Source organism: Bacteroides sp. An269 (assembly GCF_002159755.1).
Taxonomy (GTDB): Bacteria; Bacteroidota; Bacteroidia; order Bacteroidales; family Bacteroidaceae; genus Phocaeicola; species Phocaeicola intestinalis.
The window spans coordinates 1-18,078 of record NZ_NFJG01000096.1; the positions used below are offsets into that span (position 1 = coordinate 1).

The window sequence follows — 18,078 nt, forward strand, 5'->3', positions numbered from 1 at the left end:
CTCCTGTTCTTCGTCAGATAGCCCGCTATCTTCCTCATCACAGAAGCGAAAATGCCTCAAAAACTCATCCCAAATCATCGCACGATAAATTCAAAACAGCTTCTTAATTGAAGAATTTTTCTAATTTTTTAATCATCATGTTCAGGCAGAACACCACAACGTGGTCGTTTTCCTGAATGGTAGTGTTACCTGTTACCAAGATACCTTCTCCGTTTCGTATCAGTCCTCCGATGGTAGCTCCTTTGGGTAATCCGGCATCTTTTACCTGCGAACGGGTGATGCGTGCTCCTGCCTTGACGGTAAACTCTGCTACATCGGCATTGGCAAAGGTAAGACATTTCACGTTCGATACGTCTGCATCCAGCATCATCTGGTAAATATGGCTTGCTGCGATGAATTTCTTGTTGATGACACAGCCTATGTCCATGCTTTCAGCCATACTGATGTAGTCTACGTTTTCTACTTGTGCTACGGTTTTGCTCACACCCATCCGTTTGGCTGCAAGGCAGGCAAGGATATTTGTTTCGGCGCTTCCGGTCAGGGCAACGAATGCTTCAGTGTTTTTGATGCCCTCTTCTGTCAGCAGGTCTAAGTCTCGTCCGTCTCCGTTGATAATCATTACTTTATCGTCTACCAGTTCGGTCAGGCGATTGCAACGTGCATAGTCGCTTTCGATAATTTTGGTACGCATGTATTCCGGCATGTATTGTACTGTGCGCACGGCGATGCGGCTTCCTCCCATAATCATCACGTTACGCACGTCGGCATAGTTTTCTTTGCCTGCAATTTTGCGGATATAGGGTATGTATTTTTTTGTGGTGGTAAAATACACAATATCGTTCAGCAGGATAGAGTCATCACCTCTGGGGATGATGGTTTCATTGCCACGCTTGATGGCAACGATGTGGAATGGAATGTTTTGTCCGCCTAGTTCGTAGAGGGGAATGTTTAAGATTTCGGCCGTTTCCCGCATCTTGGTTCCGATAAGCACGAGTGCGCCTCCTGCAAACTCCCACCACTGGCGTATCCAGCTCATCTTGACTGCGTCGACAATGTCTTTTGCTGCCAGCATTTCAGGGTAGATGAGTGAATGTACTCCACGTTTGGCGAAAAATTCCTGGTATTTAGGCAGCAAGTATTCGTAATTGTCGATACGGGCTACGGTTTTCTTGGCTCCTAGTCCGGCAGCAAGCATGCAGGCGGTCATGTTCTGGCTCTCGTTGGGAGTGACGGCTATAAACAAGTCGGCATTTGCCGTTCCTGCTTCTTTCAGTCCGGATATGGAAGTAGGAGAGATGTTGACCGTCATCAGGTCGAAATTGTTGCCAAGTTTTCCCAGTCTGTCTTCGTCTTCATCCATGAGGATGATGTCTTGTTTTTCTCCAGCCAGCAGTTTGGCAAGATGGGTGCCTACTGCGCCTGCTCCTGCAATAATGATTTTCATACTTCAAGTAAATGAATAAGTGTGTTATATATCGTTGTCTTGTCTATACCACAGATGGCATGTAAGGATTCTACGGGTCCGTGTGGAATGAAACGGTCGGGGATGCCCAGTCGTTTGACGACAGGTGTATATCCGTTATCGGACATGAATTCGAGTATGGCACTGCCCATTCCTCCTTTCAGGATGCCGTCTTCTACGGTAACGATACGATGGAATTGTTTTCCTATTTCGTGGAGCATGGCTTCGTCTAATGGTTTCAGAAAACGTAAGTCATAATGGGCAATGCTCTTCCCTGTATGTGCCTCGCTTTCGGTAATAGCCTGTGCGGCATCGTTGCCGATAGGACCGATGGTGATAACGGCAAGGTCGGAACCGTCTTTCAGCTTTCTGCCTTTTCCTACCTCGATGGCTTCAAACGGACATTCCCAGTCAGTCTGTGTTCCTCTGCCACGTGGATATCGGATGGCGAATGGTCCTTGGTCGGGTAGTTGTGCTGTGTACATCAGTTTACGTAGCTCGTGCTCGTCGTATGGTGATGCGATGGTCAAGTTAGGAATAGGGCGCAAATAAGCCAAATCGAATATACCGTGATGAGTCGGTCCGTCTTCTCCTACCAATCCTGCACGGTCTAGGCATAGCACTACGTTCAACCGCTGGATAGCTATGTCGTGAATGATGTTATCGTAGGCACGTTGCATGAACGAGGAATAGATGTTGCAGAACGGTTGTAATCCTTCTTTTGCCATTCCTCCTGAAAAAGTTACGGCGTGTCCTTCGGCGATGCCTACGTCAAAGGCCCGGTCGGGCATGGCTTTCATCAATATGTTCATCGAACATCCGGTAGGCATGGCAGGGGTGACACCGATAATTTTCTTGTTTTGCCTTGCCAGTTCCAATAAGGTATTGCCAAATACGTCCTGAAACAAGGGAGGCATTCCGGTAGTGTCAGGAATGATACGTTCACCGGTTTCTTTATTGAATTTTCCGGGAGCGTGCCAAAGGGTCGCTTCTTTTTCAGCCGGTTTGAACCCTTTGCCTTTAACGGTATGGATATGCAACAGTTTTGGTCCTTTCATGTCCTTTATTTCTTTCAGGACTTTGGTCAGTGAAAGCACGTCGTGTCCGTTTACTGGCCCGAAATAGCGGATGTTCATTCCTTCGAAAATGTTTTGCTGTTGGGTCAATACCGATTTTAGGCTGTTGTTGAACCTCAGCAGGCTTTTTTGGCGTTCTTCTGTCAGAATGCCTATTTTACGCAGCTTTTGAGCGATGGCAAAACGCAGACGGTTGTATCCTTCCGAGGTTTGCAGGTTCAGCAGGTATTGTTTCATGCCTCCTACGCTACGGTCGATGGCCATGTTGTTGTCGTTAAGGATAATCAACAGGTTATTGGGAGTGGATGAGGCATTGTTCAGTCCTTCGAAAGCCAGTCCGCCACTCATTGACCCGTCTCCGATGATGGCTACTACATGCCGGTCGTCTTCTTCTTTTCGCGAGGCGGCGACCGCCATTCCTAATGCGGCAGAGATGGAATTGGATGCGTGTCCGCAGGTGAATGTATCGTATTCGCTTTCGGCAGGTGAGGGAAAGGGGCACAAACCGTTCAGTTTCCGGTTGGTGCAGAACTGGTCACGGCGTCCGGTCAGAATCTTGTGACCGTATGCCTGATGTCCTACGTCCCATACGATGCGGTCGTAGGGAGTGTTGAATACGTAATGAAGGGCAACTGTCAATTCAATAACTCCCAAGCTTGAACCGAAATGCCCAGGATTACGGGAAAGTTCGTCAATAATCATTTCCCTAAGCTCTTTGCAAACTTCCGGAAGTAAATCGGCTGGAAGATGGCGCAAATCCTTTGGACTATCTATTTTGTTCAACAATTCGTAAGAAGTAGCTTGTTCCATCTGATTTCTTTTCAATATTAATGGTGCAAAAGTACAATAAATATGTGTAGAGTGTTTACATTTGTACCAAAAATAACGAATATAGTCTGTTTATGGAGTTTAGAACAAAAGTGGATTTACCTGTAGGGATGCCTCCAGTCAATCATTCGGATGTGTTGATGTTGTGGGGATCTTGCTTTGCTGAAAATATCGGGAAGTTGTTTATGGATTATAAATTCAGGTGTGATGTGAACCCGTTTGGTGTGTTATACAATCCAAGTTCGATAGCTGAGGCTATTTCGCAGGTGGATTGTCCTTTTATATATAATAAGGAAAATCTGAAGGAATATCAGGGTGTTTGGTATAGCTTGATGCATCATAGCAGTTTCTCGTCGCGCAATCCCGAAGAATGTCTGACTAAAATCAATGCCCGGTTGCTACATGCTAGAGAATGTCTGCATCAGGCACATTGGGTGATGTTCACTTGGGGAACCGCTTGGGTATATGAGTGGAAAGAAAACGGACAGGTAGTGGGGAACTGTCATAAATTGCCTGGGAATTGTTTTAACCGTCGGTTGTTGGGAGTAGATGAAATCGTAGGGGTTTATTCCTTGTTGGTGGAGAGGTTGTCAGCGTTGAAGCCTGATTTGCACTTTTTGTTTACAGTGAGTCCTATCCGTCATGTAAAAGATGGTATGCATGGTAATCAAATCAGTAAATCTGTGTTGTTGTTGGCCGTGCAAAAACTGATAGACGCCTATCCAGCCCGTTGTTTTTATTTTCCTTCTTATGAAATCATGGTGGATGAATTACGTGATTACCGTTTTTATGCTGATGATATGTTGCATCCGTCATTTCAAGCTGTCCATTATATATGGGAATGTTTTGGGCAGACTTTTTTCCCGCCGGCTACCCACCGCTTCCTTAAAGATTGGGAAGTGGTGAAAAAAGGACTGGAACATCGTCCGTTTGACCCTGATTCGAAGCAATATCAGCGTTTTTTAAGTCAAATACTGTTAAACATAGAAGCGCTAAAAGAAAAATTCGCGTACTTAGATGTCCAAAATGAAATTAATCTATGTCAAGCTCGATTGAAGAAATAGTTTCCGTAATAGGAGCAAATCGTGTCGGAGACCGTCCGGCACAGGTTGATTGGATACTGACTGATAGTCGTTCGTTATGTTTTCCGGAAGAAACATTGTTTTTTGCGCTGAAGACTAAACGCAATGACGGCCATAAGTATATTGAAGAATTGTATGCACGGGGTGTATATAATTTTGTAGTTACTGAAATTCCGAAAAAGATGCAGGGCTGTAAAGATATAAACTTTCTGGTCGTGAGTAATGTGCTGAAAGCTTTACAGCGCTTGGCTGCTAAGCATCGTGAACAATTCGATGTCCCTGTTGTGGGAATTACGGGAAGTAATGGGAAAACGGTGGTAAAGGAATGGCTTTACCAGTTGCTAAGCCCGGAACGGAGAATTACACGTTCGCCGCGCAGTTATAATTCTCAGATCGGTGTTCCTTTGTCGGTTTGGATGATGGATTCACATACGGAACTGGGTATTTTCGAAGCAGGTATTTCTGAAATGGGGGAAATGGAAGCCTTAGAGCCTATTATCCGTCCCACTATCGGTGTGTTGACTAATATAGGTGGTGCTCACCAGGAGAATTTTACTTCTTTGCAGGAGAAATGTATGGAGAAATTGCTCTTGTTTAAGGATTGTGATGTAATTATTTATAATGGCGATAATGAACTGATAAGCAGTTGTGTGGCGAAATCGTTGTTCGCAGCGCGTGAAATTGCCTGGTCAATGAAAGATGTGGAACGCCCTCTTTTTGTCGAGAAAATAGAAAAAGATGCTACGGGTACGACTGTGAAATATAGGTATTTGGGATTTTTTAAAGAATACCGTATTCCGTATATTGATGATGCTTCCATTGAAAATTCACTGAATTGCCTGGCGGTAGCTTTATATCTGATGGTCTCGCCTGAGACAATAGCCGAACGGATGGCTTGTCTGGAACCGGTAGCTATGCGGCTGGAAGTGAAAGAGGGTAAAAACGGCTGTGTGTTGATAAATGATAGTTATAATTCAGATTTTGCTTCGTTAGACATAGCACTTGATTTTATGGCAAGGCGGTCTGAAGGTAAAATGCGCCGTCGTACGTTGATTCTGTCGGACATTCTGGAGACTGGGCAGCCGGGAAAATTGCTTTATCGCCAAGTCGCAGACTTGGTTCATAGTAGAGGAGTAGACCGGTTAATAGGAGTGGGCGAAGAGATTTCGGCTGCTTCGGCTCGTTTCGAAGTGAAGGATAAACAATTTTTCCAGACAACGAAAGAACTGATAGCTTCCGGTGTGCTTGCTTCGTTACGGGGCGATGTCGTCCTGGTGAAGGGGGCACGAGCTTTTCATTTTGATGAGGTGACGGATTTGTTGGAGTTGAAAGTACACGAAACAATTCTGGAAATAAACCTAAATGCTTTGGTCGATAATTTGAATTATTACCGCAATAAACTGAAACCTGAGACCAAATTGATGTGTATGGTCAAGGCATCGGCATACGGGGCTGGTCCGTTTGAAGTGGCAAAGACTTTGGAAGAACACCGGGTTGATTACCTGGCTGTGGCTGTGGCAGATGAAGGAGCTGATTTGCGGAAGGCAGGCATTACTTGCCCTATCATAATCATGAATCCTGAAGTGACGGCATTTAAGACAATGTTTGCCTATCGCCTTGAACCGAATATTTATGGCTTTCGCATTTTGGAAGATCTGATTAAAGCTGCTGAGCGGGAAGGAGTGTCTAATTTCCCTATCCATATTAAAATTGATACGGGCATGCACCGCTTAGGGTTCGATCCGTATAACGATATGAAACCGTTGGTTGAACGTTTGAATCGTCAGTCGGCAGTAATACCACGTTCGGCCTTTTCACATCTGGTGGGAAGTGATTCTTCTCGTTTCGATGCTTTTACACGAAAGCAGATTGAAACGTTTGAAGCCGCTTCGGCCGAATTGCAGGCCGGATTTACGCATAAGATTTTACGTCATATTTGTAATACGGCGGGTATCGAACGCTATCCGGGAGCACAATTTGATATGGTACGGTTGGGTATAGGATTGTATGGGATTGATCCTTATACCAATCGTGTCTTGCATAACGTAAGTACGCTGAAAACTACAATTTTGCAAATTCATAATGTATCAGCAGATGAAACTATTGGCTATAGCCGGAAGGGAGTGTTGCACCGTGACTCACGCATTGCCACTGTTCCTATAGGATATGCTGATGGATTGAATCGGCATTTGGGGAACGGTAATGCCTACTGTTTGGTGAATGGACAGAAAGCCCCGTATATAGGCAATATCTGCATGGATGTGTGTATGATTGATGTGACAGGTATAGACTGTAAGGAAGGGGATAAGGTGGTTGTCTTTGGAGATGACCTGCCCGTGACGGTGTTGTCGAATGCTCTTGATACGATACCTTACGAGATTTTGACCAATGTTTCGAATCGCGTAAAACGGGTATATTTTCAAGATTGAAAAGTCGTTTAGTCGTATTTTATGGCAAAATATGAGGCGATTTTTAGCGAGAATGTAGTAAAAGAGGGGGATATTCAAATAAAATTTAAAATTTAAGCCAAAATAACGGCATTTGATTTTGATATGTCATGAATTTCTTTTTTCTTTGTAGCTGTAAAAAACATTTGGGGCAATAAGCCTGCCTGATATCTTTGTTAACGTAAACTAAGAAGACGGTGCAAGTGTGTTGTCCCAGTAAGAAGACCGACATTCAATTAAATTTCTAATTAATATTAAAAGAGTAATTTTATGGAAACTACTAAAAAACAAAAACAAGGATTTAAGGGAATTGAAGCTGCTGGTTTAGTTATTATCGCATGCTTTATTGTTGCATTGTGTATTTACAAGTTCGTGTTGGGCGATCCGTCTAACTTCATGAACGATGACCCGAACAACCACCCGCTGCCGGGTAACATGTTGGGTACTATCTACAAAGGTGGTGTTGTCGTACCGGTTATCCAGACTTTATTGTTGACTGTGTTGGCATTGAGCGTTGAGCGTTATTTCACTATCCGTGCTGCTTTTGGCCGTGGTAAATTGGTTAAATTCGTTGCTCAGATTAAAGATGCTCTGGCAAAGAATGATATGGAAGCTGCTCAGGCATTGTGCGACAAGCAACGCGGTTCTGTAGCAAATGTAGTAGGTGCAACTTTGCAGACTTATCGTGAGATGGAACAAAATGCTGAATTGGATAAAGACCAGAAGGTGTTGGCTATCCAAAAATCATTGGAAGAAGCTACTGCATTGGAAATGCCGATGTTGCAGCAGAACTTGCCGATTATCGGTACGATTACTACATTGGGTACATTGATGGGATTGCTCGGTACCGTTATCGGTATGATCCGTTCATTTGCCGCTCTGTCTGCTGGTGGTGGTACTGACTCAGTTGCGTTGTCAACCGGTATTTCTGAAGCCTTGATCAACACTGCATTCGGTATCTTGACTGGTGCGTTGGCAGTTATTTCTTACAACTACTTTACTAACAAGATTGATAAACTGACTTACAGCCTTGACGAAGTAGGCTTCTCTATCGTACAGACATTCAACGCTACCCATAAATAAACAAGAGACACTTATTGGTCTTTTGTGTAAGACGGAAAACGTTATAACTAATTTTTAATAAATAGTTAATTATGGGTAAAGTTCAAATAAAAAAGAAGTCCATGTTTATCGACATGACTGCCATGAGTGACGTGACCGTGTTGCTGCTTACTTTCTTTATGTTGACAGGTAACTTCATTAAGAAAGAGCCGGTACAGGTCGTTACTCCGGGTTCGGTTTCCGAAATCAAGATTCCGGAAACGAACATTCTGCAGATTCTTGTCGAACCGAGTGGCAAGATTTTTATGAGTCTTGACAAACAGCAGGATATGGCAGCTACATTGGAAGCCGTAGGAAAAGAATATGGTCTGAGTTTCACTCCGGAAGAAGTGAAAAAGTTCTCGGTATTCCAAACGTTCGGCGTTCCAATGAAGAATATGAAGCAGTTCCTCGCACTTCCAGGCGAAGAGCAGGACAAGATATTGAAGGATTACGGAATTCCTTGTGACAGTGTGGACAACCAATTTAAGGCTTGGATACGTAATGCACGTGCAACAAACCGCGACTTGCGTATTGCTATCAAGGCCGACCAAAGTACTCCTTATTCTGTCATTAAGAACGTGATGAGTTCTCTTCAAGATTTGAAGGAAAACAGATACAATCTGATTACTTCATTGAAACAAGTGTCTGACGAATAAAAAAGGAGAATTTTAAATATGGCTGAAATACAAGATAATGGTGGAGGCAAAAAAGGTAAAGGATCAAAGCAGAAAAAAATGGCTGTTCGCGTCGACTTCACGCCGATGGTGGATATGAACATGCTTTTGATTACTTTCTTTATGCTCTGTACCTCGTTGAGCAAACCTCAGACGATGGAAATTAGTATGCCGACCAATGATGAGAATATTACTGAAGACCAGCAGAATAAAGTAAAGGCTTCGCAAGCTCTTACAATGCTGTTGGATGCAGATAATAAGCTCTATTATTATGAAGGCGAACCTAATTACGAGGATTATACTTCTTTGAAAGAAACTGATTATACTGCCAATGGTATCCGTAAAGTATTGCTCCGCAAGAACTACGAAGCCGTGAAGAAAGTAGAAGAGTTGAAGCAGAAGAAGGCTAATCTGGAAATTACGGAAGACGAGTACAAAAAGCAGGTATCGGAAGTAAAGGCTGCCAAAAATACACCGACTGTGATTATTAAGGCAACCGATAAATCTACTTACAAGAACCTGATTGACGCGTTGGATGAAATGCAGATTTGCAGTATCGGTAAATATGTGATTGTTGACATTACGGAAGGAGATCAGTTCCTGATCGACAATTATAATTCCAAGGGTCAGCTGACCAGAGATGCAGCAGCTAGTTGAAATGTGTAACACCTTAAAAAGAAAAGAATATGGCAAAAATAGATTTGATTTCTTTGGAATGGTGTGAGCTCATTTTCAAAGATAAAAATAAAGCTTACGGTGCGTATAAAATGCGCCGTGATTTTGGTAGACGTCAGTTGGCTGCTATCATTATTGTAATTGTCGTTGCTGCTGTAGGTTTCTACCTTCCTCGACTGATACAGATGGCTATTCCGGAAAAGGAAGAGGAAATGTTGGAAGTAACACAGCTTTCACAATTGGAAGAACCTGAAGTTAAGCAAGAAGAGTTGGTAAAACCGGTAGAACAGATCGCTCCTCCTCCTCAGTTGAAGAGTACCATCAAATTTACTGCTCCGGTCATTAAGAAAGATGAAGAAGTAGCAGACGAAGATGAATTGAAGAGTCAGGACGAGTTGACCGAATCAAAGGTGCAGATTTCTATTGCCGATGTGAAGGGTAACAACGAATTGGAAGGTGCTGATATCGCTGATTTGCAAGAAGTGATTACACAAGCTCCTGAAGAGAAAGAAGAACCTTACACGATGGTAGAACAGATGCCGCAGTTCCCCGGTGGTCCGGCTGAATTGATGAAATACATTTCGAAGAATTTGCGTTATCCGGCTATTGCTCAGGAAAACGGTATTCAGGGACGTGTTATTTTGCGATTTGTCGTGACTGCAGAAGGTAATGTGGAAGATGTGCAGGTTTTGCGTTCTTTGGATCCCTATTGTGACAAAGAAGCTGTACGTGTAGTACAATCTTTGCCGAAGTGGATTCCGGGTAAGCAGAATGGACGTAATGTACCGGTATATTACACTTGTCCGATTGTATTTAGATTGCAGTAATATTTTAAGGAAGCGTGTATGAAAGGAAGTCTTTTAGGTTGTGTTTGTTTACTTTTGGCGTTGGTTTCTTGTAGTCAGAAGCAGGCGGGCGATGGTCAGACTTTGTATTCGGGTTCCATAAAGATTGCAGTAGATGAATCGCTGCGGCCGATTATGGAAGAAGAATTGCAAGTGTATCTGGCATTGACTCCAGAGGCTGAAGTAACTCCTATTTATTGTAGTGAGGTGGAAGCCATTAATTTGCTTTTGCAAGATAGTGTGCGGCTGGCGATTGCAAACCGGCGCTTGAGTGATAAAGAACTGGCTTCTTTTCATACGCGCAAATTCTTTCCAGAGTCCATTCGAATGGCAGTGAGTGGCATTGCTCTGATTACGAATCTGGAGAATGAAGATTCGTTGATAACAGTAGGGCAGTTCCGTCAAATTTTGACTGGTAAAGTAAAATCGTGGAAAGAGTTATATCCGACCTCTCGTTTAGGTGATTTGAATGTAGTGTTTGATAATCCTAATTCGGGAACTATACATTATGCTATTGATTCAATCTGTAAAGGTGAGCCGTTGGCTTCAAATTTGACAGCATTGAAATCGAATGAGGAAGTTATCGAGTATGTATCTAAGACTCCTAATGCGTTGGGAGTTATCGGAGCTAACTGGGTAGGTAATGCAGCAGATTCTACTCACCTTACGTTTAATGAAAGTGTAAAGGTGATGTCTGTCAGCAATTCAGGACATGCGACGGTAGGAAACAGTTATAAGCCCTATCAGGCTTATCTTGCTTTGAGAGAATATCCATTGGTTCATGATGTCTTTATTTTAATAAACGATCCACGTAGTGCTTTGCCAACCGGTTTGATGACTTTCCTTACAAGTGACAAAGGACAAAGAATTATCCTGAAGTCGGGTATTGTGCCGGCAACGCAGCCTGTTCGTTTAGTGAATGTGAAAGATGAGTTTTAATAAGGAATTAATATATGATTATGAAAACTAGAGTTTTGAGTGCATTTTGTTTGAGCTTTTTGTTGTCTGCTTCTCTGTATGCTCAGGAGCCTTTGACTCCCGATATGACAAAGCAGATTGACAAGATTGCTGCAATGATTAAAGATAATCCAGATGCTGCTGAAGATGCTTTCGATGAACTTCTGAAAGGTAAAAATAAAAAGAATGTATCTTTGTTGGTTGCCATTGGTAAAGCATATTTAGACAATGGTAAAATGGATGCAGCGAAAGAATATGCAGAACGTGCAAGAAAAGCGGATTCGAAAAATGGAGAGAGTTATGTTCTGCAGGGAGATATTGCTCTGTCTGTGAAAGATGTGGGTACAGCTTGCGGTTATTATGAACAAGCTATCTTGTTTGATGAAGATTGCTTTGAAGCATATTATAAATATGCAAATGCATATATTGGTGTAAATCCTCAGTTGTCAGTAAATATGTTGCTGAAGCTGAAAGAAAAACATCCGACAGAAATTCGTGTTGACCGAGAATTGGCAAATGCTTATTATCAGATGGGTAGTTATGGTAAAGCTAAACAGGTCTTTGATGAATATATGCAAAAAGGAAATCCGGATGTGCAGGATTATTCACGTTATTCGATGTTGCTTTATTTAAATAAAGATTATGCACAGTCATTAGAAATGGTCAATAAAGGTTTGGCTATGGAAGCAGACAATCATTTGTTGAAGCGCTTGAAAATGTATGACTTGTATGAAACGAAGGCATATACAGAGGGTATTCAGGCTTCAGATGTATTCTTTGCTGACCCGAACAATCCGGATTATGTATATATGGATTATTTGTATCGGGGACGTCTGTACGCAGCCAATAATGAAGTAGATAAGGCTATGGTCGAATTTGATAAGGCCATGAAAGCAGATGAAAAGAGTGAACATCCTGAAATAGCTAAAGAAGCTTCAGAAGCACAACAGAAAGCGCAAAATTATCCGGAGGCCATCCGTTTTTATCAGTTGTATTTAGACGGTATGAAGGATAAGGCTGAAGTGACAGACTTGTTCATGTTTGGCCGTTTGTATTATATGGCTGCGGGTGCGATGACACCGACTCCGGGTGATTCTACAACCAATCAGTCTGTAGCCGCTGTAGATACTATCCAGCGTAAAGCGTATTTGATGGAAGCTGATACTATTTTTGCCCAGGTTGCTGAACGGGTGCCTGATAATTATTTGGGTAATTTTTGGCGTGCGCGTACAAATGCTATGCTTGATCCTGAAACTACAATGGGATTGGCAAAACCTTATTACGAAAAGGCACTTGCAATTTTGGAGCAGAATCCGAAAGCATCAAAGAATGTGCTTATCGAATGTGAAAGTTACTTGGGGTATTATTATTTCTTGAAAGAGGAATATGAACAATCTAAGGTTTATTGGGAAAAGATTCTTGCGATAGATCCGGAGAATCCTACAGCTAAACAGGCAATGGAAGGTCTCAAGCCTTAGTATTTAAATATATAGATTAAAGATTTCAACGTTAAGGACACTGCAGGAGGGTCATGCGATATGCTTGTTTCTGTGCAGTGTCCTTTTGTTTTTGATTTATAAGTTTGTTTAATTAATTACGTATAATGGATTTTATTATTGATTTTGTTTTGCATATCGACAGGTATATGATTGATATTGTGCAGAATTATCATACTTGGACATATGCTATTTTGTTTCTTGTCATTTTTTGTGAAACAGGTTTGGTAGTTACTCCATTTTTGCCTGGCGATTCTCTGTTGTTTGTTGCAGGTGCCATTACCGCTTTACCGGATATGCCGTTGGAAATACATACATTGGTACTTGTCGTTTTTCTGGCAGCAGTATTGGGGGATTCGTGCAATTATATGATTGGGCATTTTCTAGGGCAGAAGTTATTTAGTAATCCTAATTCGAAAATATTCAAGCAAAGTTATTTGAATAAGACCCATGATTTTTTTAAGAAGTATGGAGGCAAGACCATTATTATAGCCCGTTTTGTCCCTATTGTCCGCACTTTTGCTCCGTTTGTAGCTGGTATGGGTAAGATGCATTATTATTATTTTATGTGTTATAACCTGATTGGTGCCGCTTTGTGGGTTGCCTTGTTTGCCTATGCGGGACATTTCTTTGGAGATCTTCCTTTTGTACAAGAAAACTTGAAATTGCTGCTTGTGGCTATTATCTTTATTTCTTTGTTGCCGGCTGTATTTGAAGTAGTACGTGCTAAACTGAAAAAAGGATGAAATATTCGTTGATTATTCCTGTCTACAATCGTCCGGATGAAGTGGATGAATTGTTAGATAGTTTGACAAAACAACATTATACGGAATTTGAAGTGCTCGTGGTAGAAGACGGGTCTTCAAATTCCTGTGAGTCTGTGGTAGACAGGTACGCAGAATTATTAAATATACATTATTTTGTAAAATCTAATTCAGGTCCTGGACAAACGCGGAATTATGGAGCGGAGCGCAGTCATGGCGAATACCTGATTATATTGGACTCTGATTGTGTGTTGCCTCCAGGTTATCTTGATGCGATAGAGGCTGAACTGCAAAGAAACCCTGCTGATGCTTTTGGGGGACCGGACCGTGCGAATGATTCGTTTTCTTCCATCCAAAAGGCTATTAATTATGCCATGACTTCTTTTTTTACAACTGGAGGTATTCGGGGAGGTACGAGGAAAATGGATAAGTTCTATCCCCGTAGTTTTAATATGGGAGTACGGAGAGAGGTTTATCAGGCATTGGGAGGATTTTCGAAGATGCGTTTTGGTGAAGATATTGACTTCAGCATCCGGATTTTCCAAAATGGCTATCATTGCCGGCTTTTTCCTGAAGCCTGGGTGTGGCATAAGCGCCGTACGGACTGGCATAAATTTTTCAAGCAAGTATACAATTCGGGGATTGCACGTATTAATCTTTATAAGAAGTATCCAGAATCGCTGAAGTTGGTACACGGGTTACCGGCTGTATTTGTTTTGGGGGTGATTGCTCTTCTGCTGGTTGCTCCGTTCTGTATTTGGAGCTTGTCATTGTTGCTGGTATTTTCTTTGATTATTTTTATTGATGCTTCGGTGCAAAATAAAAGTGTCCGGATTGGTATACTTTCTGTTGTTGCTGCGTTTATCCAATTAACAGGATATGGTTTGGGATTCCTTTGTGCATGGTGGAAACGTTGTGTATGCCGGCAAGGGGAGTTCGCAGCTTTCGAGAAGAATTTTTACCAATAATGGAAAACAAATTGACTATTAATCAGTGGGCAGAAGAAGACCGTCCACGTGAACGGATGATACAGCAAGGTTCAGCAGCATTAAGCAATGCTGAGCTGCTTGCTATTCTGATAGGCTCTGGCAGTCAGGAAGATTCGGCTGTGGGACTGATGCGGAAAGTGCTTGACTGCTATCACAACAGCCTGAGTGAATTAGGGAGAGCTAATATTGAGGATTTATGCCATTTTAAAGGTATTGGCCTGGCAAAAGCCGTGACGATTCTTGCTGCTTCAGAATTGGGAAAGCGACGCATGGAAGAGGAGCCTAAAGAGCGGAAGCAAATTCGTACGTCCCGTGATATTTATGAGCTTTTTTACCCGTTGATGTGTGACTTGCCAATTGAGGAATGTTGGATATTGCTGCTTAACCAGTCTTCGAAAATTATAGATCGTGTCCGTATCAGTCAGGGTGGACTGGCTTCCACTCAGGTAGATGTGCGTTGTATTTTGCGGGAGGCTTTATTGAAACGTGCGGTATCATTGGTGCTTTGTCACAATCATCCTTCCGGCAATATTTCTCCTAGTCCTGACGATGACCGTCTGACTCAATCGGTAAAGCAAGCTTCTGCGCTGATGAACATACGTTTGCTTGACCACTTGATTGTGACAGACGGTTCTTATTATAGTTACTCTGATGAGGGAAGAATGTGAAGAAACAGTATCGTTTCAAGCGTTATTGCCGGTCTTTATTGATTGTTAAGGTTGGTTATCCAATTTTGTATGGCATCGTTGTTCATTCCGTTCAGCAACTTTCCTTCTTTCCAGTTCAGGCTTGGATAGGATTTTTTCAATTCGGAAACACTGTTACTGATACTGCTTCCACCGGAAGTGGCGAACGGAATGAGGGTTTTGCCTTTCAGGTCATGACTTTCAATGAATGTGTTGATGATTCTTGGAGCAAGGTTCCACCAGATAGGATAGCCGATAAAAACGACATCATATCCGGCAATGTCCGTTTTCGTTGCTTTAAGTGTCGGACGGGATTGGGCATCGTCCATCTCTACTGAACTACGTGACTGGCGGTCGTTCCAGTCGAGGTCAGCCTCAGTATAAGGGCTCTGAGGTGCAATTTCGAACAGTTCTCCTCCGGTAATGTCTGCAATGTTACGAGCGACTTGGGCAGTGGTTCCGGTTGCTGAAAAATAAGCGACCAACGTCTTGGATGATGTGTTGCTTACATTAGGTTTGTCTTTCTTTTGGGCGCAGGCGGTAAAGCAGATGGCAAGTACTGCCGCGATGGATAATAAAATCTTGTTCATAACGTAATGTTTTTATTTCAAATGATTATTATCTGTTGAGCCATTATTAATCTCTTTCAGCCACTCTGTTAGCATAGTATGGCAATTGTCAGTCTGTGACGAACGTATCCACAGGCTGGGTGTCATTGTTTTCTACAAAGATAGTGCGAATGTGTAACATCGTTTTTGCCCTTCGGCTCAAAGTGTTTTGTTGTGAGGGTCAAAGCAGGGAAATCACTGTTTTTCCTTGCTCTGCTTTCCGATTTTTGCTATCTTCGTAAACAAAAATAATATTAGCGCATCATTTCATATCATAGACAAATCTACGTGGGAACGAACTATTTACTTTGATTACTACTATTCCCAAATCAAATGTAAATACAACCTCAATGCTAACATTGACATTACCCACCTTGTAAGCGAACAGAAAAGAAGAGGAATCAGGTTCTTTCCTACGATGCTTTATGTCATTATGAAAGCTGTCAATCAGAACAAAGAATTTCGTATGAGTTTCAACGTAAATGGAGAGTTGGGGTATTGGGAAGAGGTTGTTCCATGTTACACCTTGTTTCACCCGGAAACCAGGACATTTACAGATATCTGGAGCGAATATTATGATGATTTCGATACGTTCTACCACACCGTTGTGGAAGATATGGAAAAATACCGCAATGTGACAGGAGTCATTAAAGCACGTCCTGAACAAACAGCTAATTTTTGTCCCATCTCATGCCTGCCGTGGCTGAGTTTTACAGCCTTTGCACAAGATATTTATACGGAAAGTGCGTTTCTTTTTCCGCTCATTAAATTCGGATATAGGTGCGTCGGCAAACGCATATAGGCTTATCCGCTGTAAGATTATTAATCTTCAGGCTGCAAGATTAATAATCTTACACCAGACGAAGCTATCTGCGCAAGAAGATAATAACAACAACCTTTTAACTAATCTGCGTATGATAATGTACCGTTTAGTAATGTAGGCTGAACGGAACGGAGACAGCATACAGGAATTGTGACATCAACAAAATGCACCAATCCATACCGCGCATGGTATAAGAAGTTCTGAAGATCCCCTGCAAGCGGAACGGCTAGCAAGGGATTTTTAATTTCAGAATCCCACTTGTTTCTGTTGTTCGGCATTGTAGCGGTCGCCCGTTACGGGAATGGCTGCAACGGCATCTTCCAACTGTTTCCACTCTTCGGCAGAGAGGGTGAAGTCCAGCGTGCGCAAGTTCTCTTCGAGGTGCGAGAGCTTCGTGGTGCCGGGAATGGGTACTATCCACGGTTCTTTCTGCAAAAGCCAGCCAAGGGCAAGCTGGGCGGCGGTCATGCCCCGTTCGCGTCCGAAGCGTTGCAGCACATTCACGATGCGATAATTGGTACGCATGGCTTCCGGTGTAAAGTGGGGCAGCGTGGTGCGGTTGTCGTTGTGCGGGTCGAACTCGGTATATTCATTTAAGTCGCCGCCGAGGAAGCCCCGGTTCATCGGACTGTAAGGCACGAAGCCGATACCCAGTTCACGGCAAACGTCCAGCACGCCGTTCTTTTCCACATCGCGGTGCATCAGGTGGTACTCGCTTTGGATGGCGGTCAGCGGATAGACGGCGTGCGCCTTGCGGATAGTTCCCGCGCTTACCTCGCACATGCCCCAATGCAAGACCTTGCCTTCCTTTATCAAATCGGCGATAGTCCCTGCCACGTCCTCCACCGGTGTGTTGCGGTCGAAGCGGTGTTGGTAGAACATCGGGATGACATCGGTGCGCAGGCGTTTCAACGATTCCTCGCAGTAGCGTCGGATGGTGGCGGGACGGCTGTCCTGTCGTCCGGTGGCTTTGCCGTCGATAACTTCATGACCGAACTTGGTCGTTACGTTTACCTTACCCCGAAACTCTCCCAATGCTTCGCCTGCCAGTTCCTCATTGTTCAGCGGACCGTAGATGATGGCGGTGTCAAATAGCGTCACGCCACGGTCCATCGCCTCGTGCAGCAGGCGGATGCACTGCTTTTTGTCGGGATGATAACTGCGGTTGTAGGTCATGCCCATCACGCCGAATCCCAATGCCGACACCTCGAAAGCCGCTTTGCCTGTACCAAGCGTGCGGTGGGCGGTAATGGTTGCGGCTTTTGCATCACCGGCAAATGCTCCCTTGCTTCCGGCAGCCACGTGGGTGGCAGCCTGTACTTTGCCCAATGCCGGGGAGACAGCCAGAGCTGCGCCCACGGCAGCCGCCGTCTTCAGAAAACCGCGACGGCTGAAACCTTCTTTCTTGTTCAAGTCTTCCATATTGCCTTTTAAATGAAAAATGCGAATCAGGAGTTAAACGTAGTTATGTTTCACAGGAGTTATCACTTCGTTCAGGAGTTACAGGCCAATAGTCTTACTTCTGAAACCGGCGCAAAAAGGTATTGGCATCTAACTTCCAG

At 43.3% G+C, this 18,078-nt stretch carries 16 protein-coding genes; 12 read left to right on the plus strand and 4 right to left on the minus strand.

Annotated features, from left to right (window positions below):
* Positions 1–103: 103 nt before the first annotated feature.
* Entirely contained in the window at positions 104–1,444 is a 1,341-nt protein-coding gene (gene trkA, locus B5F71_RS14830; RefSeq protein WP_022039685.1) for a Trk system potassium transporter TrkA, read from the minus strand.
* Entirely contained in the window at positions 1,441–3,348 is a 1,908-nt protein-coding gene (dxs, locus tag B5F71_RS14835; protein WP_087211766.1) for a 1-deoxy-D-xylulose-5-phosphate synthase, read from the minus strand. The genes trkA and dxs overlap by 4 nt, the downstream gene beginning before the upstream one ends.
* A 92-nt stretch (positions 3,349–3,440) precedes the next feature.
* Between dxs and B5F71_RS14840 the strand changes: the two genes are divergently transcribed.
* The 11 genes from B5F71_RS14840 to radC all read left to right on the plus strand — a co-directional run bounded on the left by B5F71_RS14840 (position 3,441) and on the right by radC (position 15,067).
* Positions 3,441–4,430 carry a GSCFA domain-containing protein gene (locus tag B5F71_RS14840; RefSeq protein ID WP_087211769.1) on the plus strand — a complete coding sequence of 330 codons (990 nt, stop codon included), beginning with the start codon at positions 3,441–3,443 and terminating at the stop codon, positions 4,428–4,430.
* The gene (locus B5F71_RS14845; RefSeq protein WP_087211771.1) at positions 4,406–6,877 is read left to right on the plus strand and encodes a bifunctional UDP-N-acetylmuramoyl-tripeptide:D-alanyl-D-alanine ligase/alanine racemase; all 2,472 of its coding nucleotides are present in this window, start codon (positions 4,406–4,408) and stop codon (positions 6,875–6,877) included. The genes B5F71_RS14840 and B5F71_RS14845 overlap by 25 nt, the downstream gene beginning before the upstream one ends.
* A gap of 288 nt (positions 6,878–7,165) precedes the next feature.
* Positions 7,166–7,978 (plus strand): MotA/TolQ/ExbB proton channel family protein, encoded by an 813-nt coding sequence (locus B5F71_RS14850; RefSeq protein ID WP_087211774.1) that lies wholly within the window; start codon positions 7,166–7,168, stop codon positions 7,976–7,978.
* 71 nt (positions 7,979–8,049) lie between these two features.
* Positions 8,050–8,655, plus strand: a complete 606-nt coding sequence (locus tag B5F71_RS14855) for a biopolymer transporter ExbD (protein ID WP_087211778.1) — start codon at positions 8,050–8,052, stop codon at positions 8,653–8,655.
* Between the two features lie 18 nt (positions 8,656–8,673).
* On the plus strand, positions 8,674–9,330 hold the full coding sequence (locus tag B5F71_RS14860) for a biopolymer transporter ExbD (protein WP_022039691.1): 657 nt from the start codon (positions 8,674–8,676) through the stop codon (positions 9,328–9,330).
* A gap of 29 nt (positions 9,331–9,359) precedes the next feature.
* Positions 9,360–10,175: an energy transducer TonB gene (locus B5F71_RS14865; protein WP_022039692.1), complete on the plus strand. Its 816-nt coding sequence runs from the start codon at positions 9,360–9,362 to the stop codon at positions 10,173–10,175.
* Between the two features lie 18 nt (positions 10,176–10,193).
* Positions 10,194–11,132: a substrate-binding domain-containing protein gene (locus B5F71_RS14870; RefSeq protein WP_022039693.1), complete on the plus strand. Its 939-nt coding sequence runs from the start codon at positions 10,194–10,196 to the stop codon at positions 11,130–11,132.
* A gap of 20 nt (positions 11,133–11,152) precedes the next feature.
* Positions 11,153–12,628 carry a tetratricopeptide repeat protein gene (locus B5F71_RS14875; protein ID WP_087211786.1) on the plus strand — a complete coding sequence of 492 codons (1,476 nt, stop codon included), beginning with the start codon at positions 11,153–11,155 and terminating at the stop codon, positions 12,626–12,628.
* Between the two features lie 125 nt (positions 12,629–12,753).
* A complete protein-coding gene (locus B5F71_RS14880) occupies positions 12,754–13,392 on the plus strand; it encodes a DedA family protein (RefSeq protein ID WP_022039695.1) in 639 nt (212 codons plus the stop codon).
* Positions 13,389–14,378, plus strand: coding sequence for a glycosyltransferase (locus tag B5F71_RS14885; RefSeq protein ID WP_022039696.1), 990 nt, complete (start codon positions 13,389–13,391; stop codon positions 14,376–14,378). Before B5F71_RS14880 ends, B5F71_RS14885 begins: the two co-directional genes overlap by 4 nt.
* Positions 14,378–15,067 (plus strand): DNA repair protein RadC, encoded by a 690-nt coding sequence (gene radC / locus B5F71_RS14890; RefSeq protein ID WP_022039697.1) that lies wholly within the window; start codon positions 14,378–14,380, stop codon positions 15,065–15,067. The genes B5F71_RS14885 and radC overlap by 1 nt, the downstream gene beginning before the upstream one ends.
* 35 nt (positions 15,068–15,102) lie before the next feature.
* Here radC and B5F71_RS14895 read toward each other — a convergent pair whose 3' ends face one another.
* Positions 15,103–15,675, minus strand: coding sequence for a flavodoxin (locus B5F71_RS14895; RefSeq protein WP_087211780.1), 573 nt, complete (start codon positions 15,673–15,675; stop codon positions 15,103–15,105).
* Positions 15,676–15,901: 226 nt separating this feature from the next.
* On the opposite strand from B5F71_RS14895, the gene B5F71_RS14900 reads away from it, so the two are divergent.
* Complete coding sequence (locus B5F71_RS14900) at positions 15,902–16,495, plus strand: CatA-like O-acetyltransferase (RefSeq protein ID WP_241148619.1); 594 nt, start codon at positions 15,902–15,904, stop codon at positions 16,493–16,495.
* A 267-nt stretch (positions 16,496–16,762) separates the two neighbouring features.
* Here B5F71_RS14900 and B5F71_RS14905 read toward each other — a convergent pair whose 3' ends face one another.
* A complete protein-coding gene (locus B5F71_RS14905) occupies positions 16,763–17,938 on the minus strand; it encodes an aldo/keto reductase (RefSeq protein ID WP_087211783.1) in 1,176 nt (391 codons plus the stop codon).
* Positions 17,939–18,078 lie beyond the last annotated feature (140 nt).